Annotated in this window: 24 protein-coding genes; 15 read left to right on the forward strand and 9 right to left on the reverse strand. The window is 68.0% G+C overall.

Features of this window, described 5'->3' with window-relative positions; all coding sequences use genetic code 11:
- Positions 1–149 precede the first annotated feature (149 nt).
- Entirely contained in the window at positions 150–857 is a 708-nt protein-coding gene (locus tag EV652_RS41205) for a methionyl-tRNA formyltransferase (RefSeq protein ID WP_132216080.1), read from the reverse strand.
- Between the two features lie 287 nt (positions 858–1,144).
- Entirely contained in the window at positions 1,145–2,188 is a 1,044-nt protein-coding gene (locus tag EV652_RS41210; RefSeq protein WP_132216083.1) for an alpha-hydroxy acid oxidase, read from the reverse strand.
- A gap of 271 nt (positions 2,189–2,459) precedes the next feature.
- On the opposite strand from EV652_RS41210, the gene srmL reads away from it, so the two are divergent.
- The gene (gene srmL / locus EV652_RS41215; protein ID WP_132216086.1) at positions 2,460–3,578 is read left to right on the forward strand and encodes a PheS-related mystery ligase SrmL; all 1,119 of its coding nucleotides are present in this window, start codon (positions 2,460–2,462) and stop codon (positions 3,576–3,578) included.
- Here the strand turns inward: srmL and EV652_RS41220 are convergent.
- From EV652_RS41220 to EV652_RS41235, 4 genes are read right to left on the reverse strand one after another with little or no spacing between them, the layout of a single operon-like run.
- The gene (locus EV652_RS41220; RefSeq protein ID WP_132216089.1) at positions 3,561–4,760 is read right to left on the reverse strand and encodes a mandelate racemase/muconate lactonizing enzyme family protein; all 1,200 of its coding nucleotides are present in this window, start codon (positions 4,758–4,760) and stop codon (positions 3,561–3,563) included. The genes srmL and EV652_RS41220 overlap by 18 nt on opposite strands.
- A complete protein-coding gene (locus tag EV652_RS41225) occupies positions 4,757–5,395 on the reverse strand; it encodes a bifunctional 4-hydroxy-2-oxoglutarate aldolase/2-dehydro-3-deoxy-phosphogluconate aldolase (RefSeq protein ID WP_132216091.1) in 639 nt (212 codons plus the stop codon). Before EV652_RS41225 ends, EV652_RS41220 begins: the two co-directional genes overlap by 4 nt.
- Positions 5,396–5,406: 11 nt before the next feature.
- A complete protein-coding gene (locus tag EV652_RS41230) occupies positions 5,407–7,062 on the reverse strand; it encodes an N-acyl-D-amino-acid deacylase family protein (protein WP_132216094.1) in 1,656 nt (551 codons plus the stop codon).
- Between the two features lies 1 nt (position 7,063).
- Complete coding sequence (locus EV652_RS41235; RefSeq protein WP_132216097.1) at positions 7,064–8,374, reverse strand: type III PLP-dependent enzyme domain-containing protein; 1,311 nt, start codon at positions 8,372–8,374, stop codon at positions 7,064–7,066.
- Between the two features lie 144 nt (positions 8,375–8,518).
- On the opposite strand from EV652_RS41235, the gene EV652_RS41240 reads away from it, so the two are divergent.
- The 5 genes from EV652_RS41240 (at position 8,519) to EV652_RS41260 (ending at position 11,441) form a co-directional block, all read left to right on the forward strand.
- On the forward strand, positions 8,519–9,529 hold the full coding sequence (locus EV652_RS41240; RefSeq protein WP_132216100.1) for a sugar kinase: 1,011 nt from the start codon (positions 8,519–8,521) through the stop codon (positions 9,527–9,529).
- Positions 9,526–10,260, forward strand: a complete 735-nt coding sequence (locus tag EV652_RS41245; protein WP_132216103.1) for an IclR family transcriptional regulator — start codon at positions 9,526–9,528, stop codon at positions 10,258–10,260. The genes EV652_RS41240 and EV652_RS41245 overlap by 4 nt, the downstream gene beginning before the upstream one ends.
- A 14-nt stretch (positions 10,261–10,274) precedes the next feature.
- Entirely contained in the window at positions 10,275–10,679 is a 405-nt protein-coding gene (locus EV652_RS41250) for a RidA family protein (RefSeq protein ID WP_132216106.1), read from the forward strand.
- Positions 10,680–10,741: 62 nt separating this feature from the next.
- Positions 10,742–11,011, forward strand: a complete 270-nt coding sequence (locus EV652_RS41255) for a prevent-host-death protein (RefSeq protein ID WP_132216109.1) — start codon at positions 10,742–10,744, stop codon at positions 11,009–11,011.
- Entirely contained in the window at positions 11,001–11,441 is a 441-nt protein-coding gene (locus EV652_RS41260; RefSeq protein WP_132216112.1) for a type II toxin-antitoxin system VapC family toxin, read from the forward strand. Before EV652_RS41255 ends, EV652_RS41260 begins: the two co-directional genes overlap by 11 nt.
- A gap of 226 nt (positions 11,442–11,667) precedes the next feature.
- Here the strand turns inward: EV652_RS41260 and EV652_RS41265 are convergent, their stop codons facing one another.
- Positions 11,668–12,534: a fumarylacetoacetate hydrolase family protein gene (locus EV652_RS41265; protein ID WP_132216115.1), complete on the reverse strand. Its 867-nt coding sequence runs from the start codon at positions 12,532–12,534 to the stop codon at positions 11,668–11,670.
- A 106-nt stretch (positions 12,535–12,640) separates the two neighbouring features.
- Here EV652_RS41265 and EV652_RS41270 point away from each other — a divergent pair, with 106 nt between their 5' ends.
- The 4 genes from EV652_RS41270 (at position 12,641) to rplL (ending at position 15,994) form a co-directional block, all read left to right on the forward strand.
- Positions 12,641–13,489: an IclR family transcriptional regulator gene (locus EV652_RS41270; protein ID WP_132216118.1), complete on the forward strand. Its 849-nt coding sequence runs from the start codon at positions 12,641–12,643 to the stop codon at positions 13,487–13,489.
- A complete protein-coding gene (locus EV652_RS41275; protein ID WP_132216121.1) occupies positions 13,486–14,667 on the forward strand; it encodes an MFS transporter in 1,182 nt (393 codons plus the stop codon). Before EV652_RS41270 ends, EV652_RS41275 begins: the two co-directional genes overlap by 4 nt.
- A 250-nt stretch (positions 14,668–14,917) precedes the next feature.
- Positions 14,918–15,541, forward strand: a complete 624-nt coding sequence (rplJ, locus tag EV652_RS41280) for a 50S ribosomal protein L10 (RefSeq protein ID WP_132216124.1) — start codon at positions 14,918–14,920, stop codon at positions 15,539–15,541.
- Between the two features lie 66 nt (positions 15,542–15,607).
- Positions 15,608–15,994, forward strand: coding sequence for a 50S ribosomal protein L7/L12 (gene rplL / locus EV652_RS41285; protein WP_132216127.1), 387 nt, complete (start codon positions 15,608–15,610; stop codon positions 15,992–15,994).
- Positions 15,995–16,040: 46 nt separating this feature from the next.
- Here the strand turns inward: rplL and EV652_RS41290 are convergent, their stop codons facing one another.
- Complete coding sequence (locus tag EV652_RS41290; RefSeq protein WP_158441532.1) at positions 16,041–16,556, reverse strand: phosphatase PAP2 family protein; 516 nt, start codon at positions 16,554–16,556, stop codon at positions 16,041–16,043.
- The gene (locus EV652_RS41295) at positions 16,535–17,998 is read right to left on the reverse strand and encodes a PhoX family protein (protein ID WP_132216133.1); all 1,464 of its coding nucleotides are present in this window, start codon (positions 17,996–17,998) and stop codon (positions 16,535–16,537) included. Before EV652_RS41295 ends, EV652_RS41290 begins: the two co-directional genes overlap by 22 nt.
- Positions 17,999–18,395: 397 nt before the next feature.
- Between EV652_RS41295 and EV652_RS41300 the strand changes: the two genes are divergently transcribed.
- From EV652_RS41300 to EV652_RS41320, 5 genes are all read left to right on the forward strand, one after another.
- The gene (locus EV652_RS41300) at positions 18,396–19,343 is read left to right on the forward strand and encodes an ABC transporter ATP-binding protein (RefSeq protein ID WP_132216136.1); all 948 of its coding nucleotides are present in this window, start codon (positions 18,396–18,398) and stop codon (positions 19,341–19,343) included.
- A complete protein-coding gene (locus tag EV652_RS41305) occupies positions 19,340–20,113 on the forward strand; it encodes an MlaE family ABC transporter permease (RefSeq protein ID WP_132216138.1) in 774 nt (257 codons plus the stop codon). The genes EV652_RS41300 and EV652_RS41305 overlap by 4 nt, the downstream gene beginning before the upstream one ends.
- A 1-nt stretch (position 20,114) precedes the next feature.
- Positions 20,115–20,942 carry an MlaE family ABC transporter permease gene (locus EV652_RS41310; RefSeq protein WP_132216141.1) on the forward strand — a complete coding sequence of 276 codons (828 nt, stop codon included), beginning with the start codon at positions 20,115–20,117 and terminating at the stop codon, positions 20,940–20,942.
- 3 nt (positions 20,943–20,945) lie between these two features.
- Positions 20,946–22,274 (forward strand): MCE family protein, encoded by a 1,329-nt coding sequence (locus EV652_RS41315; protein WP_132216144.1) that lies wholly within the window; start codon positions 20,946–20,948, stop codon positions 22,272–22,274.
- A gap of 160 nt (positions 22,275–22,434) precedes the next feature.
- Positions 22,435–23,481 (forward strand): MCE family protein, encoded by a 1,047-nt coding sequence (locus tag EV652_RS41320; RefSeq protein WP_132216147.1) that lies wholly within the window; start codon positions 22,435–22,437, stop codon positions 23,479–23,481.
- Positions 23,482–23,487 lie beyond the last annotated feature (6 nt).

Below are 23,487 nucleotides of genomic sequence, written 5' to 3' on the forward strand. Positions count from 1 at the left end.
CCAACGCATCACCGTGACGCTCGGAATCCTCCAAAAACGACATGGCCGTCGCAACTCCTCAAATCGAGGTGTTGCGACGACCACGTGAACCCGCCCGGACCGGGGCCCTTTCGCATGCATACGGGCCCCGCCTTGGTGACGGGGTGGAGTTAAGGGGAGTGCCGGGTCAGGCGGAGGGGGAGGTCGCCGGTCTGCACGGTCCAACCGTCCTCGTGTTCTTCCAGCACGCTGCCCGGCGCCGCGGTCGTTTCCGTCGGTACGACGTCCGTCCGGCTGATCACGTACGTCGTACCGCCCAGCTGCACCCTGGCTCCGGGCGACGTCACGTTCAGCGCCGCGGCCTTCCGCCGTACCACTGAGGACGGTTCGGTGAGGTCGAGCACGTACTCCGCCTCGGTGAAGAACGGTGCCTCGGTCGCCTCGGCCGGGTCTTGTGCCTCGCCGGGGTCGCCGGCGAGGAGACGGGGGACGGCCTCGTCGAGGCATTCGGTGAGCAGGGCGCGCCAGGTGTGCATGATGCCCGTGCCGTTGAGATCGTCCGGCAGCGGCGCGATCCGTTGCGCGAGGAGCGCACCGGTGTCGAACTCGGCGGCGGTCCGGTGCACGCTCGCGCCGACCCGCTCGTCACCCTCGTAGATCAGCCGTTGGGGCGTCGGCCCGCGCCCGGCCGGCAACGGGGACGGGTGACAGTTGATCGCGCCGTACTTCGGCATCTCGAGGATCTCCGCCGGGATCAGTCGTGGGAACGCCGCCGAGATGATCACGTCCGGTCGCAGCGTCTCGATCACCGGGGCCGCGACGGTCCGCAACTTGCTGGTGATCAGTGCAGTGGTTCGCTCCGGCAGATCCAGAACCATCGGCCGGACCGACTAGCCGTACCGAGTGGAGTGCGGCAGCGTCACCACCAGCACGATCTCGTGCCCGTTCCGCTCCGCAAAGTCATGAACCAGCTGGTAGCCAGCCGGATAGGCATTCAACGAAACAATCCGCAACGGCTCCACACCCACGCCCCTCTCACACCCTCCAACCCGCTCTCCGCCACCCCACCGTACGAGCCACCCCGGTCACTCCACCCCACCCACGGCACCAAGTCGTCTCGGCTCCCTTACCCACCACGCGATCCTGCGAGTGCGTGTGGTCGGAGCTAGTGGGGGTGGTGCTGGGTTACCAGGTCGGGGGTCAGGTCGGTGGTGCGAGGGCAGCCGACGAGGCGGAGGCAGTGGTCGAGCTCGGTGCCCAGGTCGGTGAGCAGGCGGGTGACTCCGGCGGAGCCGTCGACGGTGAGGGCCCAGAGGGCTGGGCGGCCGACGAAGACGGCTCGGGCGCCTAGGGCCAGGGCGGCCAGGATGTGTTCGCCGCGGCGGATGCCGCCGTCGACGTAGATCTCGGTACTCGTGCCCGCGAGCGCCTCCGCGACCTCCGGCAGCGCCTGTGCGGTCGGGATGGACGCGTCGAGTTGGCGGCCGCCATGGTTAGACACGATCACGCCGGCGGCGCCCGCGTCCGCGCAGCGTTTTGCGTCGTCGCCGCGCAGCACACCCTTCACCACCACCGGCAGCCCGGTGCGCTCGGCGAGCCAGCCGATCACGTCCGGACTCAGGTCATCCGCCTTTGCCAAGTCCTCGTCGGTCCAATCACCGTCGGGCAGATTCGCCAGGAACTGGCTGGGTTGGACGAGATCCCACACGGTCTCCCCGGTGTCCTCCTTGCGGCCGACCACTGGTGTATCGACGGTCAGGACGACAGCCCGCGCGCCGCCCTCGACGGCCGCGTCCAGCATGCGCTCGGTGATCTCGCGATTCCGCACGACGTAGATCTGCAACCACCACGGCACACCGCTCGCCCCGACGTCGGCGAACGTCGTACCGGCGTTGCTGGACAGGCCGATCAGCGAGTTCGCCGCGGCCACACCGGTCGCCATCGCGAGCTCGCCGTCCGGATCCGCCATCCGGTGCAGGGTCGACGGCGCCACCAGCACCGGTACGTCGACCGGCGTACCGAGCACCGTCGTACCCAACTCGACCGTGGACACGTCGTTCAGCACACGCGGCCGGAAGCGGTACGAGGACCAGGCCGCGACGGCCTCGCCCACACTGACCCCGCCGGCCGCGCCCTGCCGGTAATACCGGTGCACGGCTTCGGGCAGCTTCTCGGCGGCTGCGGCTTCAAGTGTGTCGATCCATCGCATGCGGCCCATCGTTGCACCCGATTCGGCGCTCGGGACAAGGAATTCCGGAGGAATGCCGGAAGAATGCCGACCGAGTGCCGAGGAAATTCCGTCGGGCAGTGCCGGACGTGGCAGGTAGAGTGGATGGCATGACGCAGTACGGGCGGCGATTTCTGCGCCCCGGCCGGCACGACGGTGCCGACGGGGTGAGCTGCTGCTGCGCTCTCTCCTGAGGTGACCGTGGCCGACCGGGGTGGACCCCCGTCGAGACCGTCACCTTGGAGCGAAACCCATGTCTGTCCTCACCCGTGTTGAACTGCACGACGCCCTGTCCTTGCGCGACCTCACCGATCCGGCCCAGGGACCTCATGCCATCCAGCTGATCGTCGACTCCATCCGTACGGCGCTGGGCCATACCTGGCCGTACACCGAGATCTGGACCAGGCGCGACCATCCCGTGGTCACACTCGCCGACAACTACGACAACCTCGGGTACGCCGGTGACGCGGTGACCCGGGAGGCCCGCTACACCCGCTACGCGTCAGAAGGCGAAGTACTGCGCAGTCACACGTCCGCGATGATCCCACCGGCATTGCGTGAGCTGGCCGGCTCCTCGGCGTCCGACGTACTGATGATCTGTGCAGGCATCTGCTACCGCCGTGACTCCGTCGACTGGCAGCACACCGGTACGCCGCATCAGCTCGACCTGTGGCGTATCAGCCGCAACGTCACACTCGGAGAGCCCGAGCTGGAAGACATGATCGCCCGGCTCGTCGACACCGTGCTGCCGGGCCAGACGTACCGGACCGTGCCCGCAGTCCACCCCTACACGATCCACGGCCGCCAGATCGACGTACTACTCGATGACCAGTGGATCGAGATCGGTGAGTGCGGTGTTGCGGCGCCACACGTCCTCCAACGAGCCGGTCTGGACGCCAGCTGGACCGGTCTGGCCATGGGACCGGGGCTGGACCGCCTCCTCATGCTGCGCAAGGGCATCCGCGATATCCGCTTGCTCAGATCAACCGATCCCCGGGTAGCGGATCAGATGCTCGACCTGGCGCCGTACAAGCCCGTCTCCTCCATGCCACCGGTCCGCCGCGACCTCTCCGTCGTCGTTGACGCGTCCGCCGACGTGTCACCCGAGGTGCTCGGCGACAAGGTCCGCAACGCACTCGGCGCCGACGCTGACGCCGCGGAGTCCCTTGAGGTCCTCGGCGAGACGCCGTACGACGACCTGCCGCCGGCTGCTCGTGAACGCCTCCAACTGACCCCAGGTCAGCGGAACGTACTGGTCAGACTGGTCCTCAGACCGGTGGACCGAACCCTCACCGACGCAGAGGCGAACGCTCTACGCGACAAGGTCTACCGAGCCCTCCACGAAGGCCCGATGCTAGAGCTGATCGGATAGCCGGGAGGTGGCGAGGTCGTCCGGCACCAGGTTGTCGCGGAGGCGGACTCCGTGGCCTGGAGTGGTGGGGAGGACGACCTCGCCCGGGACCAGCTCTGGGAGGCCTTCGACCAGGTCGGCGTACCAGGTCCGGATGAACGAGCGGGCGGTCTCCTGGATGAGGCCGTTGGGTTGGCTGCAGACCACGTGGGTGGCGACGGCCAGGGAGACCGGGCCGGTGCAGTCGTGCGGGGCGATCGGGACTGAGTAGGTGTCGGCCAGGGAGGCGATCTTGGCGGCTTCGGTGATGCCACCGGTCCAGCCGATGTCCAGGGTGGCGACGTCGACCGCGCCGCGTTGGAAGAGCGGAAGGAAGCCGCGGCGACCGATACAGGTCTCGCCGGTGGCGATCGGTACGTCGATCTCCGCGCGCAGGAAGCCGAGTGCGTCGGCGGCGTCGGGGCGGAGTGGGTCCTCGATCCAGTACGGGCGGAACTCCGTCAGCGCCCGGGCGATCTTGGCGGCCGCGGTCCGGGTCCACAGACCGTGCAACTCGATCATCAGGTCCATCTCGAACCCGACCTCGGCGCGGATCGCCGCGACGATGTCCAGGCCGGCGGCGAGCGCCCGGGGCGAGATGTCGGTCCCGTTGCTCTCCTCGGCGGCCTGGTCGAACGGCCAGATCTTCATTCCGCGCGTGCCCTCGTCCCACAGTTCGCGGGCGAGCCGGGCGGGGTGGTGCAGGAAGGCGTACAGGTCCTCGTACTCGCCACCATCGGCGGGCAGGCCCCAGTTCGAGGAGTTCTGCCGGGTCGTGGTGCTGACGTAGCGCCCACCCGCGCAGGTGTTGTAGGTCCGGATGCGATCCCGGACCGGTCCACCCAGCAGCCGCGCCAACGGCAGGCCGGTGGCCTTGCCGATCAGGTCCCACAAGGCGATGTCGATTGCGCCGTTGCCGCGGAGTTCGGCGCCACCGCCCTGAAAACCGACGTACGGCGTGAGCAGTGTCGCCACCCGTTGTGGTGCGGGATCCTCCAAGCCGAGCAGGAGAGGTGCGACCGTCTCGTGGATGTGAGTTTCCACGGCGGGTGCGCCGAAGAAGGACTCACCGAGACCGGTCAGCCCGGTGTCGGTGTGCAGCCGGACGAAGCACAGGTTCGACTGGATCCGCGGGCGAACTGTCTCGACCGCGGTGATCCTCACTGCAGGGCCTTGCAGAAGGTGGCCGCCTTGGCGGTGATGTCCTGCCAGTTCCCCGCCGCCACATCGGCCGGGGAGACGACGTCGGTGCCGGCGCTGACGGCGAGGGCGCCGGCGGCGAGGAAGTCGCGGGCGTTGCCGGCGTTGACGCCACCGGACGGGATCAGGGGTACGCCGGGGAACGGGCCGTTGAGGTCCTTGAAGTACTTCGGGCCGAGTTGGTGCGCCGGGAAGATCTTCACCGCGTCGGAGCCCAGGGCGAGGGCGGTCATGACCTCGGACGGGGTGAACGCGCCGAGTACGACGGGGATCCCGGCGGCGCGAGCGGCTTCGGCGATCGCGGCCGCCTCGGGACCTTGGCCCGGCGTGACGAGGAACTGTGCCCCCGCGTCGATCGCCTGCTTCGCGTGGGCACCGGTCTGCACGGTGCCGGCTCCCACCACCGCGCCGGTCTCGGCAGCGGTGGATGCGGCGCGTTCGAGGTGCTTGGGGAGGTTGGGCGTGGTGTAGGTCAGCTCCACGACATGGATGCCGCCGGCAACCAAGGCCGCACACAGGTCGCGAGCGTCGGAGATCTCCGGCGCCCGGACCACGGTCAGGACGCGGTCGGTGCGGAGCAGATCCAGGGTGGTGCTCATCGGGAGTCCTCTCAGGATTCGGTACGACGGTCAGCGCCGCCAGGGACTGCATCGGTGCGACGGACGGCACCGCCAGGGACTGCATCGGTACGACGGACGGCGCGGCCGGGGAGAGTGTCGGTACGGTGGCCTTCGTCGATCACCGGTTCGCCGTTGACGAAGACGTAGGGGATGCCCTCGGCCTGTTGCCGCGGCTCGTCGAACGTCGCAGTGTCGCGCACGCCGGCCGGGTCGAACAGGACGAGGTCGGCGTAGTACCCCTTTCGGATCAGCCCGCGATCCGTCAGCCGCAGTCGCCGGGCCGGGCGGCCGGTGAGGTGATGGATGCAGTCGGCGAGTTCGAGTACGCCGAGCTCACGGACGTACTGGCCGAGATAGCGCGGGAACGTCCCCCACGAGCGCGGATGCGGTTTCGCCCCGACCAGGATCGCGTCCGAGCCGCCGGTGTGGCTCGAGTGCCGCATGATCGTCCGGACGTTCTCCTCGTGCCCGACGTGCTGCAGGATCGACGTCGCCAGGTTGTCGCGGATCAGCAGGTCGAAGAACACGTTGGCCGGAGCCGCGCCGGTCTCACCGGCGATCGCGGCCACCGTCCTGCCCACAGCACTGTTGAGCTGCGCGTTCTTCACGCCGCCGATCTCGATGGTGTTCCAGTCCGTCACGCAACCGTGGCAGCCGTCCGAGCCGACGTACTCCATCTCGTGAGCGATGCGCTCACGTGACGCGGGGTCCTGGAGTCGCTCCAGTTGCGCGTCCGGCCCACCCTCGGCCGTCCAGCTCGGCAGGATCGCCGCCAGTGTCGTTGCCCCAGGCAAATACGGATACGTGTCGGTGGTGACGTCGACCCCGTTCGCAACGGCCTTGTCGATCATCGCCACCAGGTCGGTGCCGCGGCCGCGGTTCGGCTCGAAGTTCATCACCGCGTGGGTGAGGTGCAGGGCGCAGCCGGATCGACGGGCGACCTCGACCATCTCGCCGTACGCGTCCAAGGCGCCTTCGCCGTACGACCGTTGGTGAGGGCTGTAGTAACCGCCGTAGGAGGCCAGCACCGTGCACAACTCGACCAGTTCGTCGGTGGTCGCGAACATGCCGGGGGTGTAGGTGAGGCCACTGCTCATGCCGACGGCGCCCTGCTGCAGGCCGTCGGCGAGCAGCCGTTTCATCTCATCCAGTTCGGCGCGGGTGGCCGGGCGGTTCTCGGTGCCGACGACCATCATCCGCAGTGTGCCCTGCGGGACCAGGTACGCCGCGTTGCACGCGATGCCCTGGTCAAGTCGGTCGAGGTACCCGCCGACCGTGGACCAGGAGAAGTCGAAGTCGTCCGGTTCGCCGTTCCAGCCCGCGATCTGGCGCCGGACCACGGATCGGGTCGGGTCGTCGATCGGTGCGAACGACAGGCCGTCCTGGCCGAGCACCTCCAGGGTGACGCCCTGGCTGACCTTGGCCGCGTGGTCCGGATTCGCCAGGATCTGCAGGTCGGAATGCGCGTGCATGTCGATGAAGCCGGGCGACAGCGCCAGGCCATCGGCATCGATCGTACGGCGGCCGGCCGGCAGGTTGTTGCCGATAGCCACAATGCGCGCACCGTCGACGGCCACGTCGGCGAGAACGCCGGGAGCGCCGGAGCCGTCCAGTACGGTCGCGCCCTTGATCAGCAGGTCGGCCATGTCAGAAGAAGGTCCTGACCAGGTCGACGACGACAGGGTCGGCAGCGTCCGGGTCGTCGACGACCGGGATCAGTCCCCACTTGTCGAACGCCGTACACGGGTGCGAAAGACCGACTCTGAGCTCGTCGCCGATGACAACCGGGTCGCCGTCGAACTGCAGGTACCCGTGCTGGTCGTTCAGCTTGGCGACGGTCATCCCGTCCGCCTTCAGCACCGGCTCGCCTTCCGTGCGCGGACGGATCAGCTGCGGCTCGGGCAGATCCTGGTCGAACGGCAGATCGCGTCGGCCCGCGTCGAAGATCGCCAGTCCCGGCTCGGGTTGCGAGGTGATCCGGACCCACCCGTGCATCGCGGAAACCAGTCGGTCCCCGTCCGTCCGCGGCGTCTCACCGAGCGGCGAGAGCCGGCGATACATGCCGTCGTCATGCGTGATGTACGCACCCGATCGGAGCACCACGCGCGCGCCGTCCTCACCGAGTGGAGCCAGCACTCGGGCGACATCATCGAAGTACTGACTGCCTCCAGCGCTCACCACCGGTACGACGTCCGCGTCGTACAAGCCCTTCTCCCGCAGACGAGTGTGGATCCCGCCCAGCTCGCGGAGGTACGCCCGGACAGTCTCCAGGTCGGACTCGTCGACGCCGTGGCCGATGGCACCTTCGTACCCGGCGACCCCTGCGAGCCGCAGTGTGGATGCGTCGGCGATCGCCTGGCCGACGGCCAGTGCGGTCTCGGCGTCACGGGCACCGGTCCGGCCGTCGAGTCCGCCGACCTCCACCAGTACGTCGAGGGGCCGGGCGTCCGGTCCGACGTACGCCGACCGGGCCGCCTCCATGATCTCGACGGTTCGGACCGAGTCGGCCCAGACCAGGACCTCGAACGAAGGGTCGGACGCGAGCTCATCGGCGATCCAGCGCAGTTGCAGCGGGGAGACGACCGCGTTGGCGATCAGCACTCGGCTGACGCCGTATGCGCGGGCGACGCCGAGCTGGAAGCCGTTCGCGAGGGTGATCGCCCAGGAGCCGGCCTCGAGCTGCATGGCCCAGAGGGCAGGGGCCATCGTGGTCTTGCCGTGTGGTGCCAGCTCGACGCCGTGCTTGGCGCACCAGCGGGCCAGGGTGTCCACGTTGTGCCGCAGGCCGGGTGCGGACAGGGTCAGCAGGGGAGTGGGCAGCTGGGAGAGCCGGGGCTTGTCCGCCAGCACCTCGGCGACGGTCCGGCCCCAGAACGCCGGCGGTAGTGCCTTGTCCTGCCAGCTCACCTGCTGGTCGGCAAGAGCGGTGAGGGCGTCTGCATCGTAGGAGGCTGGCATCGGATCCTCTGCTGTTGGCTGAGATTGCAGAATACGCAATGGTGATTGCGTATTCTGACTCCACGGTTGTAGCATCGCGCCGGAACCCGCGTCAACGAGACGTGTTCCACCCCCATCCCATCACTTGCCCGCCGAGGAGTGCCGATGTCCGACCCCGTTGGTGAGACGGGCCCGACCGCGGTCTGCCTCGGTGAGGCGATGATCATGTTCGCCGGGGACGCGGGTGGTCCGCTGGAGGATGTGGAGTCGTTCCGGCGGTCGGTGGGCGGCGCCGAGTGCAACGTGGCCGGTGGGCTGGCTGCCTTGGGGATCGCGACCAGTTGGATCTCGCGGCTCGGTGACGACGGGTTCGGTCGGCACGTACTGCGTGACCTGCAGGAACGTGGCGTCGAGGTCGGGGGTGTCGAGGACGACCCGGATCGGCCGACCGGCCTGTATGTGAAGCACTCGATGGATGGCCGCTCGCGGATGCACTACTACCGCTCCGGCTCAGCCGCCTCGGCCATGGACCCGGCTTTCCTGGAGCAGCCTGCGGTCCGCACACGCCTACAGAGTGCAGAGGTCGTGCACACGACCGGTATCACCGCCGCCATTTCCGCCACGGCTGCCGAGATGCTCGAGCGGCTGGCTGCTCTGCGCGACACCTACGGCTTCAAGCTGAGTGTCGACCTCAACTGGCGCCCGGCGCTGTGGCGCGACAAGGACCCGGAGCCACTCTGGCGGTTGCTGCGGGCGGCTGACGTCGTACTGATCGGGGCTGACGAGGCTCAGGTCTTCGCGGGGACCAGTGACCCCGCTGAGCTGCGTGAACGGCTTGGTCCCCGCTCCACGCTGGTGATGAAGAACGACGCGCATACTGCCCTCGTGCTCGAGCCGGATGGTCGTCGTACCGAGGTCCCGGCGCTCACTGTCGAGGTGGTCGAGCCGGTAGGCGCTGGTGACGCCTTCGCGGCCGGGTTCCTTGCTGGGACGTTGCAGGGGTTGCCGATGGAGCAGAGGTTGCGGCTGGGGCACCTGGGTGCTGCTGCGGTGCTGGCCGTGCCGGAGGATCACGCGGCCCCGCTGGACCCTGCTGTCCGTCAGACCCTGTTGAACTGCTCTGACGAGGAGTGGGCCGCCACACAGGTCGGTCCGGCCGGTGTGAAGCTGCCATGAGTCAGAGCCTTGCCAGGGCGTTGCAGATCCTTGCCAGCTTGGGTGAGGGGGACAGGTCGCTGGATCAACTTGCGACGGAGCTCGACGTACACAAGACAACTGTGCTGCGGCTGCTGCGGACCATGGAGGCAGATAGGTTCGTACGGCGTGACGAGTCGCATCGCTACCGGTTGGGGTCGCGGCTGTTCTCGCTGGCGGATGCGGCTCGCGAACAGCACGTCGTACGAGCGGTTGCTGCACCGCACCTGCGACAGCTGAACCAGAAGACCGGGCAGACCGTGCATCTCGCGGCGTGGGAGAACGGTGAGGTGATCTACATCGACAAGCTCGACAGTGTGCGGTCGGTGCGGATGTACTCGCAGGTCGGCGTACCGGCTGCCCTGCACTGCACCGCGGTGGGCAAGGTGTTGCTGGCGGCTCAGCCGACGCGGGAGCGGGAGGCGTTGCTGGCGTCGATCGACTACCGCGCGTTCACACCGCAGACGATCACCGAGTCCGATGCCTTGCGCGACGAACTGGACGAAGTCCGGGCTCAGGGGTGGGCGCAGGACCGGGCGGAGCACGAGTCCTTCATCAACTGCATCGGCGCACCGGTCACCGACCACGACGGCCGGATCGTCGGGGCCGTGTCCGTCTCGGTGCCCGACGTACTGCTGAACTACGAGCAGGTGCTCGAGCTCCTGCCCGACCTGCTCGCCAGCACCAAAGCGATCAGTACTGACTACAACTGAGAGGTATGACCCTGATGTCCGACAAGACCGCCGTCTCCACCACCGACGCCCCCGCGCCGCTGCCGGTGTACTCGCAGGGTGTCCGCAAGGGCAACATCCTGCAGGTGTCCGGCCAGGGGTCCGTCGACCCGGCCACCGGCGAGTTCGTCTTCACCGATGACGTGAAGGGCCAGACCACCCGCGTCCTGCAGAACGTCGAGGCGATCCTGACGGCCGGCGGCGGCAGCTTCGACGACGTGGTGATGATGCGCGTCTACCTCACCACCCGCGACCACTTCGCCGCCATGAACGAGGCGTACGCCGAGTTCGTCTCCACCCGCACGCCGAGCGGCGTCCTGCCCTCCCGCACCACCGTCTTCACCGGCCTCCCCCGCGAAGACATGCTGGTAGAAATCGACGCCCTCGCCGTCCTGAGCTGACCCTCCCGACCTGCTGTGCTACCCGGTAGCACCGGGTGCCACGGCGGGGTTACCATGGCTCTATGAGCGGACTGCCGGAGATCACCCAGCGCGATCTGCGCATGCGATCCAGGGAGATCATGGACGCCGTCCAGGGCGGCCAGATCTTCATCGTCACGCGGGACGGTCACCGCATCGGCGAGCTGGTTCCGCTGCGCAGGCGGCGCCGGTTCGTCCCGCGGGCCGAGTTCGCCGCCATGTCCAGGACTGCGCCGGAGGTCTCGCTGGACGATTACCCTGCCGATCAGGACGCTCTCGTCGACCAGGAGCCGGACGACCCTTATGCCCGGTGAGTACGAGCGGGGCCTGCTCGACACGAACATCGTGATCCTGCGGAGGTCGATCGACCCCGCGGAGCTGCCGGCCGAGATGGCCATCACTGCCATCACCCTGGCCGAGCTCTCGGCGGGGCCACACCAGGTGCGCACCGACGAGACGTACGACGAGCATGCTGAGCGGGCACGGAGGATGGACATCCTTCAGCGAGTCGAGAACGAGTTCGACCCGATCCCGTTCGATGCCGACGCCGCCCGGATCTACGGCAGGATCTGTGCCGCCGTCGTCGCCGCGGGCCGGACACCGCGGCGCCGCATCGCCGACCTGATGATCGCCAGCATCGCGGTGGCCGAGGAATTGCCCCTGTTCACCACCAGCCCGGACGACTTCAAGGGCCTGGAGGACCTCCTCGCCGTCGTTCCGGTCACCCGGCCGGCCAACCGTTAGATGGTCAGGCGCCGGGTGCCCGGGCGAGGGGTTCGTTGTTGAGTGATCTCTTGTCCGGGCCTTGGTCCCACCAGAGTTCGTTGTGGGTGGTGAGGTAGGGGTACCACCCGTTGAGGCCGGTGCTGGTGTGGAGGGCGTGGACTAGCGGGTGGCGCGAGTACGTCGTGAGTGGCCGGAGCGTACTGAGCCTGCCAGCGATCGATCTGCCGCCAGGACTCGGTGATGGTCATTGGCCGGCGGTCACCGGGTTGGTCAGTACGCCGACGCCGGGGATGCGGCACTCCGCCACGTCGCCGGGGTTGATGTGGACGGCTCCCGGCGTACCGGTGGAGATGATGTCGCCAGGGAAGAGCGGCATCACCTTGCTGTGGAAGCTGACCAGGAACGCCGGGCTGAAGGCCATGTTCGACACCGTGTTGCTCCGGTGCACGGAGCCGTTGAGCACCGTCGACACCTCAACGGCGTCGAGCGAACCCCAGTGCGCGAGTACGGCGTCCAGCCCGGTGATCGTCGGTCCGAACGAGAAGAACCCGGGAAAGTTCTTCGACCGGGTCAGGAACCGCGGGTTGCGTTCCAGGATGTCCTCGGCCGTCTGGTCCAGCACCGGCACCACGCCGTACACGTAGTCGAGCGCCTCGTCCTCCTCGACCTGGTAGCACTCCCGCCCGATCACCAGCCCGAGCTCGGCCTCGGCCGTCGTCCGGGTGCTCTGCGACGGCACCGGGATCGGATCGCCCGGCCCGATGATCGTGTGATCGCCCTTCATGAACGAGGCCGGCTCGGTCGGCACGTTCTCGGACAGGTCGCCGGCGTGCTCGAGGTAGTTGAGCCCGATCCCCCAAAGCTTCCGCGGATGCCGGTACGGCGCCGTGAACGCGACGTCGGCCGGGTCGCGGAACACGTCCACCGGCGCGGAACTCGCAGCAAGAGCCAGCTCGCTCAGCGAGGTCCGACCGAGGAGTGACAGGAGGTCGCCGTCGAAGCCCGGCACGAGCTCGCGGACCGGCACCACGCCCCGGTCCGGGTCGAGCACCACCGGCTCTTCGTTGCTGCCAGCAACCTTCACGGAACCCAGCTGGACCGAACCGGACATGGTGCTCCCAACGTGATCGGCAAGACCTGCGGTCAGCCTAGGTGCCGCGGTGTCCAGCAAGTGAGAGCGGGCGTCCATTTCCCGTATCGTGGGATATTCTTTCGGTATGCAGGAAGACCCGGTGCCGGCTGAGGCTCCCCCTCGAGGGGCGGTGCAGTCGATCGACCGGGCAGTGGCGATCCTGCGGTGTTTCGACGCCCGCACTCCCGACCTCGGCATCAGCGATCTGGCCCGCGCCACCGGTCTGTCCACCAGCACCGTGCATCGGCTCCTGCTGGCGATGCAGGAGAACGGGTTGATCCGCCAGACGGCGCACCGCCGCTACGCGATCGGTCCATTGGTCGCCCAGCTGGCTCACAGCGGCGGGATCCCGGCCGGCCTGCGCGACGCCGCGATGCCGGTGTTGCGCGCGCTCCGCGACGATACCGAGGAGACCGCGGCCGTGCACGAGTTGCTGCCCAGCGGGCAACGCGTCGTACTGGACCAGATCGAGAGTCGCCATCAATTGCGTCGTACCTACACGGAGTTCGGCATTCCGGTGCCGTTGCCGCTCGGTGCTCCGGGCAAGGTGTTGCTCGCGTTCTCGCCGTGGGAACGGCAGGCCGAGGTGCTGTCCGCTCCACTCAGGCAGGTGCTTCCGCAGACCATCACGGATCCCGTCGTACTGGCCGCTCAGCTTGCCGAGATCCGGACGAAGGGCTTCGCCAAGTCGATGGCGGAACGCACGCCGGGGATCAGGTCTGTCGCGGCACCGGTCTTCGACTTCTCCGGACAGGCCATCGGCTGTTTGTCGATCTCCGGGCCGGAGATGCGGATGCCGGAGGAACGGCTGGAGGAGTTCGGCGAGCGGATCGTCCCGGCCGCGTGGTCGGTGTCCGAGTTGCTGGGCGCGACCCCCGCCGAACGAGACCGCTGTACGGCGCGAGCCGCCGCGCCGGCCGGGTCGACCCGATGAACCTCTGGCGGATCGCCCCGTCCGTATATCTCCCGGCCCTCCTCTACGGCATCGGCCAGGGCGCGATCGCGCCGGTCGTGGCCGTGTCCGCCACCCACCTCGGTGCCTCGGTCGCCGCAGCCGGACTCGTCGTCGCGGCGGCCGGACTCGGTCAGGTCATCGGCGACATCCCGGCCGGCGCGCTCACCAGCAAGATCGGTGAACGCAGCGCGATGATCCTCGCGACCGGGCTGGTCGCGCTGGCCCTGGTCGCCTGCCTGCTCGTCCCGACGGCCTGGGGTCTCGCGATCGCGATCGCCGCCACCGGAGTGGCCGGAGCGGTGTGGGGCCTTGCCCGGCAGGCCTACCTGAGCGAGGCCGTGCCGGTCGAGATGCGGGCTCGCGCGCTGTCCACGCTCGGCGGCGTGCAGCGGATCGGCTCCTTCATCGGCCCGTTCCTCGGCGCGTTCGCAATGAGGTTCCTCGGCACCGACGGCGCCTACTGGGTCCACCTGGTCGCCGCGGTCCTGGCCTGCGGCGTGCTGGTGAGCCTGCCTGACATCGAGTCGGTACGACGTACGCGCGGAAGCCGGCCGGTTGCCGCACAGTCGACGTGGACCGTGATCCGGGAACACATGCCGGTCTTGCGGACCCTCGGTGTGGGCGCGCTGCTGGTCGGAGCGGTCAGGGCGTCGCGGCAGGTGGTGATTCCGCTGTGGGCGCTGCACATCGGGCTCGATCCGCAGACCACCAGCATCATCTTCGGGTTGTCCGGCGCGGTCGACATGCTGCTGTTCTATCCGGCCGGGTCGGTGATGGACCGCCTTGGTCGCAAGTGGGTCGCCGTACCGTCGATGTTCGTCCTCGGGCTGGCGCACCTGCTGCTGCCTCTGACCCACTCGACCGTCACGTTGACGGCGGTCGCGATGCTGATGGGCGTCGGGAACGGGCTCGGGGCCGGGGTGATCATGACTTTGGGGGCCGATGCGTCTCCACCGGTCGGCCGGGCTCAGTTCCTGGGGGCATTCAGGTTGTTCGCCGACACCGGGAACGGTGCTGGGCCGTTGTTGCTGGCGGGGGCGACCGCCGTACTCGGGCTGGCGCCGGCGATCGTGATCATGGCCGCGACCGGCTGGGCCGCCGCGGCCGCGATGCACCGGTGGATCCCGCCGCATCCGACCCCGGATCGGCCAGGCTGATCGGAACCGATTTGGTTCCCGCGTCACGGTCAGGCACAATGAACTCTGCCGAAGACCGCTGGTCGCTGCTCCCTGAGTAGCTGAAGGTCCCACATTTGAGTGGGCGGCCCGCGCAGGTGACTTGGATAGTGTGACAGAAGTATGTTCACGCCCTTGCGCCTGCGCAGGGGCGCTTTCTTTTGAGTGGGGTCGGCCGCCAGTCTCCGGTGATCAAGCCAAACCCTGTGTACGCAGGGCGGAAGGAGACCCCATGGCGAGGCCGGACAAGGCCGCCGACGTCGCAGAGCTCACGGAGAACTTCCGGAGCTCGAACGGCGCCGTGCTGACCGAGTACCGCGGACTCACCGTGGCGCAACTGCGGGAACTGCGCACTGCGCTCGGTGACGACGTGAACTACGCCGTGGTGAAGAACACGCTGACCAAGATCGCGGCCAAGGACGCCGGCGTCGAGTCGTTCGACTCGCTGCTGCAGGGTCCGTCGGCCATCGCGTTCATCAAGGGCGACCCGGTGGTTGCGGCCAAGGGCCTGCGTGACTTCGCCAAGGCGAATCCCCTTCTCGTCATCAAGGGTGGAGTGCTGGAAGGCAAGGCACTCGGCTCTGACGAGATCAACAAGCTCGCTGACCTGGAGTCGCGTGAGGTCCTCCTCGCGAAGCTCGCAGGTGCGATGAAGGCGGCTCCGCAGCAAGCGGTGTCGCTGTTCGCTGCTCCGCTGTCGCAGGCCGCGCGCCTGTTCGCGGCGCTGCAGGACAAGCTGCCGGCCGAGGCCGCCCCAGCGCAGGATCAAGGGGCGGACGAGGCGCCGGCCGTGCAGGACACGGTCGAGGCACCTGCCGAGGCGAGCACCGAGGAGACCGCGCCGGCCGAGAGCTGACGCAGTCACCCACGCAACACCCATTCAGTGATCACCCAGCAACACATTTACGGAAGGACCGCCACCATGGCGAAGCTCAGCACCGAAGAGCTCCTCGGCCAGTTCAAGGAACTGACCCTGCTGGAGCTGTCGGAGTTCGTTAAGGCATTCGAGGAGGAGTTCGGCGTCACCGCCGCCGCCCCGGTTGCCGTTGCCGCTGCCGCGGGCGCCCCGGCCGCTGCCGCCGAAGAGGCCGTCGAGCAGGACGAGTTCGACGTCGTCCTCGAGTCGGCCGGCGAGAAGAAGATCCAGGTCATCAAGGAGGTGCGCGGTCTCACCAGCCTTGGTCTGAAGGAGGCCAAGGACCTGGTCGAGGCGGCCCCGAAGCCGATCCTGGAGAAGGTCGACAAGGCTGCCGCGGAGAAGGCCAAGGAGGCCCTCGAGGGCGCCGGCGCCACCGTCACCCTGAAGTGACCCGTGCGGCCTAGCCGCACAACAAGCAGTTCGCCGAAGGGCGGTCCTATCCAGGGCCGCCCTTCGTCACGTTCCGGAGCACGCCGACCCAGGCCAGCGCCCACAGCCACCCGGCCAGCACGTCGGTCGGGTAGTGCCGTCCGAGTGCCAGTTGCGACCATCCCACCACCAGCAGTACCGCCGCGCCGAGCAGCACAGCCGGCAGCCGCCGATGCAGGATCAGCACCAGCGCACCGACCAGGGCCGCCGTGTTCGCCGCATGACCACTCGGAAAGCTGTACTCGGACACGTCCGGCGGCAACGGCCAGACGTCCGGCCGCGATCGGCCGACGAGCTCCTTGAGCAGCGGATTCACCGCCCAGACGACACCGGCTCCGGCCACGAAGAACGCCGCGTCTGCCCACCGGCGCAGTAAGAGCAGCGCCGCCAGCACGACGAGCGCAACGGCGCCGAGCGGCCCCAGTTCGGTGAGGTCGCTGATGAGCTGGGCAGCCGTTGCGTCCTCGACGTGCAGCCAGATCAGGATGTCCCGCTCACCCGTCAGACGCCGATGCGGTGCCACGGTCCCCAGATGGCGAACGACATCCCGCGACTGGCCTGGATGTTGACGAACAGCGTGTGCCCGTCCGGGCTGAACGTGGAACCGGCGAACTCGTCGCCTGACCTGTCCACCCCGGTGCTGCTGGTGAGCCGGTTCAGCGCGATGTCCCACAGTTGACCACCCCGGGACAGGCCGCGCAGGTAGTTGTCCTGGGTGTTGTCCTCGCAGAGCACCAGGGTTCCGCGCTTGCTGGTCGTCACGTTGTCCGGGAAGTCCAGCGTCGCCCGGTTCGGCGACTGATAGATCAGCTGCAGCTTCCGGGCCCGGGTGTGATACGCCCAGACCTGGCCGAAGCCGTTGCCGTAACCACCGACCGAGTCCGGCCCGGTCTCCGCCGCGCCGCCGCCCTGCGTCGAGCAGAAGTACACGACGTTGTCGTCGTACACCTGGCCTTCCAGCCGGGAGAAGTACGCCGCACCTTGCGCGCGACCCTGGTCACCGACGTACACGAGCGCCTGGTCGTTCGTCGTCGGCGCGGTCTGCCCCGGGATGTAGGGGAACTTCGGCGCCGGGTCGTCGATGTCGACCCACGTCACGTCGTACGTCGCCCGTCGTGGCTGCTCGGCCGCGAGGTTCAGGTTCGGACGGCCTTTGACCGCGAGCATCTGCAGCCGGCCGCCGTCCTCGATCCGCCCGCGCTTCATCGGGTTCCGGGGCGGGCGGTAGCGGAAGAAGCCGGACGGGAACGCGAAGTTGTCCTCGGTCAGGTAGAGGTACCCGTCGTGCGGGTCGAACGAGACGGCCTCGTGCGCGAACCGGCCGGCGTGGGTGATCGGCTCGCGGTCGGACTGGCCGCGGGCCGGGACCTCGAAGATGAAACCGTGCGGTTTGGTCAGCGCGATGTTCGGCGCCCCGGTGAAGTCGGGGCCGACGTCGGGCCCGTTCACCGTTTCCTCGCAGGTGATCCAGCTGCCCCACGGCATGACTCCGCCGCTGCAGTTCATCATCGTGCCGTTCAGGCTGGTGTAGGCGTTGACCACCTGGCCGAACCGGGTCACCTCGACCGTCGTCGTCCCGCTCTGCGCCATCGCGTCGTACGGCGTACCTGGTCCGAAGGGCGCGCCCGGGTTGTTCACCTCGTGGTTGCGGACGAGCACGATGTTGCCGTTGCGCCGCTGGAACGCGCCCATGCCGTCGTGCCGCCCGGGCAGGTTGGTGCCGTCGTCCAGGACGACCGGGAACTCCGTGTCGTGGAAGGACCGGTACTTGAAGCCTTCCGGCAGGTGCAGCCGGACCTTGCCGTCACGCTGGTCCGGGATCGCCCGCAGCGCCCGGAACGGCGCGCTGCCCTGCGGAGCCGCCACCGCCTCGCGGGCCACGAAACCCTGGAACGGCCCGCCGGCGAGCATGCCGCCCGCGACCGCCGCGCTTCCTCTGAGGAATGTTCGTCGTTCGATGCTCATTCGTCCCCTCCTCGGCCTGCGGAAACCCTTGATCGACGCTAGCTTTCGGCCCGGTTTCCGGACAGATCTCGGCCGAAGGGTCGCGGTGTGTGTCGAGTCGTTTGCGCTGCGATACCAGTTCGGCGGTGGTCGGCGGTGGGGGCGCCGTTCCCGGACCTGGGCAGCCGCTAGGATCACCCGGAGCCGCGTGCCGATCAGCACACCGTGATCGGCGTCAGCACAGCGTGACCGGCGTGACCGGAGCGTGACGCATTGGTCACCGTCACTTGACATGCGGGGGTTACACAAAACCGTACTCGTGCGTAACCTAGGCAACCGCCCCGTCGTTGGAACGGCAGAACGTCGTCGGTCGGGGTCCGTCAGACATCCCGTGAGGAAGACCGATCAGGAGGGCCAGGTGGGCGTAGAAGTCCGCGTCGAAGGTCTCACCAAGTCCTTCGGAAGCCAGCTGATCTGGGGCGACGTGTCCCTGACGCTGCCCGCCGGCGAGATCTGCGTGATGCTCGGCCCTTCCGGCACCGGGAAGTCCGTATTCCTGAAGACGCTGATCGGCCTGCTCAAGCCGGACAAGGGTCACGTCCACATCGAGGGCACCGATATCGCCACCTGCAGCGAGCGGTCGCTGTACGAGATCCGCAAGCTGTTCGGGGTGCTGTTCCAGGACGGCGCGATGTTCGGCTCGATGAACCTCTACGACAACGTCGCCTTCCCGCTGCGCGAGCACACCAAGAAGTCCGAGTCCGAGATCCGCTCCATCGTGATGGAGAAGATGGAGATGGTCGGCCTGGTCGGCGCGGAGCGGAAGCTGCCCGGCGAGATCTCCGGCGGGATGCGCAAGCGGGCCGGCCTGGCCCGCGCGCTCGTGCTGGAGCCCGAGATCCTGCTGTTCGACGAGCCCGACTCGGGGCTGGACCCGGTGCGTACGGCGTTCCTGAACCAGCTGATCATCGACCTGAACGAGATGACCCAGGCCACCTGCCTGATCGTCACCCACGACATCAACACCGCGCGGACGGTGCCGGACAACATCGGGCTGCTCTATCACCGGCACCTGGCGATGTTCGGCCCGCGGGAGATGCTGCTGTCCAGCGAGGAACCGGTGGTCCGCCAGTTCCTGAACGCGCAGCGGGTCGGCCCGATCGGCATGTCCGAGGAGAAGGACGCCGACGAACTGGCCCGTGAGGCGGACCAGGAGCTTCCGCCGCTGCCGCCGATCCCGGTGCAGCAGTTGCCGAGCAGCGGCGTGATCCGGCCGACCCAGCGGCCGCCCGGCGAGTGGTGCCGGGAGAACGGCGTCACCCCGCCGCCGGGGTCCTTCGCCGCTGACGTGGTGGGGGTTACGTGACAGTTTCCGCGACCGCCCCACTGAAGCACGCGGGCTCACTGTTCTCCTTCGCCCTCGACACCGCCCGGGCCTCGGTCCGGCGACCGTTCCAGCTGAGGGAGTTCCTCCAGCAGGCCTGGTTCGTCGCCAGCGTGACGATCATCCCGACCGCGCTGGTCGCCATCCCGTTCGGCGCGGTGATCGCGCTGCAGGTCGGCGGCCTGATCAAGCAGTTCGGCGCCCAGGCCTTCACCGGCTCGGCCGCCGTGCTGGCCGTGGTCCGGGAGGCGTCGCCGATCGCGACCGCGCTGCTGATCGCCGGCGCCGGTGGTTCGGCGATCTGTGCCGACCTTGGCGCGCGCAAGATCCGCGAGGAACTGGACGCGATGATGGTGCTCGGCATCGACCCGATCCAGCGGCTGGTGGTGCCGCGGGTGCTGGCCACGATGCTGGTCGCGTTCTTCCTGAACGGGTTCGTCAGCGTGGTCGGCGTGATGGGCGGCTATGTCTTCAACGTCGTCCTGCAGGACGGGACACCAGGCAGTTATATAGCCTCGTTCACCGCGCTCGCCCATCTGCCCGACCTGTGGCAGGGACAGGCGAAGGCGCTGGTGTTCGGATTCATCGCCGCGGTGGTGGCGTCGTACAAGGGGATGAACGCGGGCGGCGGGCCGAAGGGGGTTGGCGACGCGGTGAACCAGTCCGTCGTCATCACCTTCATGCTGCTGTTCGTCGCGAACTTCTCGATGACGGCGATCTACTTCCAGCTCGTTCCGCCGAAGGGGGCCTGACGTGTCGGCCCTCGACGTTCTGGTCAAGAAGCCGCTGCACTCACTCGATCGTTTGGGTGAGCAGCTGTCCTTCTACATCAAGGCGCTGGCCTGGTCCGGCAAGTCGATCACCCGGTACCGCAAGGAGATCCTGCGGCTGCTGGCCGAGGTGACGCTCGGCACCGGCGCGCTCGCGGTGATCGGCGGCACCGTCGGCGTGATCACCTTCCTCGCCTTCTTCACCGGCACCGAGGTGGGCCTGCAGGGCTACTCGGCGCTGAACCAGATCGGTACGTCGGCCTTCGCCGGCTTCGTCTCGGCGTACATCAACACCCGCGAGATCGGGCCGCTGATCGCCGGGATCGCGCTGGCCGCGACGGTCGGCTGCGGGTTCACCGCCCAACTCGGCGCGATGCGGATCAGCGAGGAGATCGACGCCCTCGAGGTGATGGCGATCCCGTCGCTGCCGTTCCTGGTCACCACCCGGATCATCGCCGGCCTGGTCGCGGTCATCCCGCTGTACGTCGTCGGCCTGCTCGCGTCGTACTTCGCCACCCGGCTCACCGTGACCATGTTCTACGGGCAGAGTACGGGGACGTACGACCACTACTTCCATCTCTTCCTGCCACCCGGGGACGTGCTGTGGTCGTTCGGGAAGGTGCTCGTCTTCTCCGTCCTGGTCATCCTGGTGCACTGCTACCACGGCTACCACGCGACCGGCGGCCCGGCCGGTGTGGGCGTCGCGGTGGGTCGCGCGGTCCGGACCTCCATCGTCGTCATCAACGTCGTCGACCTACTGCTGTCGATGGCGATCTGGGGTACGACGACCACAGTCAGGCTGGCGGGGTAGCGCATGACCAGACGTGTACCTCACAAGATCCTCGGCGTCGCGTTCATCGGCGTGCTCTGCTTCCTGCTCTGGCTGACCTACGCCTTCTACGCCAAGGTCTTCACCAAGACGGTCGAGGTGGAGCTGAAGACCAGCCATATCGGCCTGCAGTTGAACAAGCACGCGGATGTGAAGCTGCGCGGCATCATCGTCGGCGAGGTCCGCGACGTCTCCACCGACGGCGACGAGGCGACCGTCGAGCTGTCGCTGAAGCCGGAGCAGGTGGCCGAGATCTCCAGCGCGGTCAGCGCCCGGATCCTGCCGAAGACGCTGTTCGGCGAGAAGTACGTCGCCCTGGTCCCGCCGACCGGTCAACAGGGCCCGCACATCAAGGCTGGTGACGTGATCTCGCGGGACAAGACCGCGGTCGGCATCGAGATCGAGAAGGTGCTGAACGACGCGCTGCCGCTGCTGCAGGCGGTCGACCCGGCCGACCTGAACGCCACCCTGAACACGCTGGCCACCGCCCTCGAGGGCCGCGGCACCGAGATCGCCGGCACGCTGACCCAGCTGGACGCGTACCTGAAGAAGCTGAACCCGAACGTCCCGAAGCTGATGGCCGCGCTGACCAAGCTCACCCAGGTCTCCCAGCTGTACGGCGACGCGACGCCCGACCTGGTCCGGGCGCTGCGCAACCTGACCATCACCGGCAACACCGTGGTGGAGAAGCAGGTCCAGCTGCAGAAGTTCTTCGTCGACGTCCAGAACCTGTCCAGTACGACGAACACCTTCCTCAAGGAGAACGACGACCGGGTCATCCGGCTCGGCGAGGTGAGCCGGCCGGTGCTGGACCTGCTGGAGCGGTACTCCCCGGAGTACCCGTGCTTCCTCAAGGTGATGACGGATACCGCGCCGATCCTGAACGACACGTTCCGGGACGGCCGGCTGAACATCAACCTCGAGTTGATCACCAACCAGCCGACGCCGTACGAGCCGAACGAACTGCCCGCCTACAAGGACCACCGTGGGCCGACCTGTGTCGGGAAGAACTACAGTCACCCGGGGGCCAAGCCGGGTCCGTACACCCAGGAGAACCCGGCGCCGTACATCACCGGTGAGGACGGCGTGATCGGCGACCACAACAAGAACGAGCGATTCCCCCTGAACCTCCAGTTGAACCGGGCCATGCCGGGCTTCGCCATGGACACCCAGGGCGTCGGTACGCCGGCCGAGCAGAAGGTGATCGACTCGGTCGTCGGCCCCGAGATGGGTGTCGCGCCGTCCGACGTACCGGACCTGACCACCCTGATGGTCGGCCCGCTGCTCCGCGGAGGGCAGGTGAACCTGAGGTGACCCCCCTCGAATATTTGGCACGCATCTCCGGCGCCCAGGCGGGCACCTCGCTGCGTTGTCGTCGGGGCACGATGAAACCCGCATCGAGCCCCTCCTCCGCCTTGCGATGCACCCACCTGGACACCGGAGCTACGCACCAACATCCGAGGGGGGTCACCTTGTGAAGCTCCTCGACAAGAAGACCTCGCTCGACACCGTGCGGCTCGCGATCTTCGTGGTGGTGACCACGGTCGCGACCGCGCTGCTGGCGGTGACGATCGGGAACATCAGCTTCAACGCGACGACGAAGTACAAGGCGGTGTTCACCGACGCGGTCGGGCTGAACAAGGGCGACGACATCCGGATCGCCGGAGTGAAGGTCGGCCAGGTCGACAAGATCGCGCTCTCCCAGACCGATGCCGGTCAGGGCGGGCTGGCGATGGTGACGTTCAGCGTCGACTCCGACCAGGTCCTCGACGAGTCCACGAAGGCGACGCTGCGGTACCGGAACCTGGTCGGCAACCGCTACATCGCGCTGACCGACGGCGTCGGCGGCGGCGAGCGGCTGAAGGCGAACGGCGTGATCCCGAAGGAGCGGACCGCGCCCGCGCTGGACCTGTCGGTGCTGTTCAACGGGTTCAAGCCGCTGTTCACCGCGCTCACCCCGGCGGACGTGAATCAGTTCGCCTTCGAGGTGATCAAGGTGCTGCAGGGCGAGGGCGGCACGATCGAGTCGCTGCTGGCCAAGACCGCATCGCTGACCACGACCCTGGCCGATGCGGACCAGGTGATCGGCGACCTGATCACCAACCTGACCTCGACGCTGCAGATCGTCTCCCAGCGGCAGCAGAACTTCTCCCAGCTGCTGGTGAACCTGCAGCAGTTCATCACCGGGCTCAGTCAGGACATCAACCCGATCCTGAACTCGGTTGGCTCGATCAACTCGCTGAACAACAAGACGGCCGGCCTGCTGCAGCAGACCCGGGTGCCACTCAAGTCCGACCTGGCCCGGCTCCGCACCGTCGCGTCCACCCTCGACGACACCCAGGCGATCTGGGTGAAGACGCTGCAGACCATGCCGGAGAAGCTGAACACGATGACCCGGACGGCGTCGTACGGCTCCTGGTTCAACTTCTTCCTGTGCAACTTCGACGGCAACGTCACCCTGCCGACCGGAACCCGCGTCTCAGTTGCCTACGACAACAACTCGGCGAGGTGCGTAAAGTGACCCCCC

The sequence above is a fragment of the Kribbella steppae genome, from assembly GCF_004342025.1.
GTDB classification, from domain to species: Bacteria; Actinomycetota; Actinomycetes; order Propionibacteriales; family Kribbellaceae; genus Kribbella; species Kribbella steppae.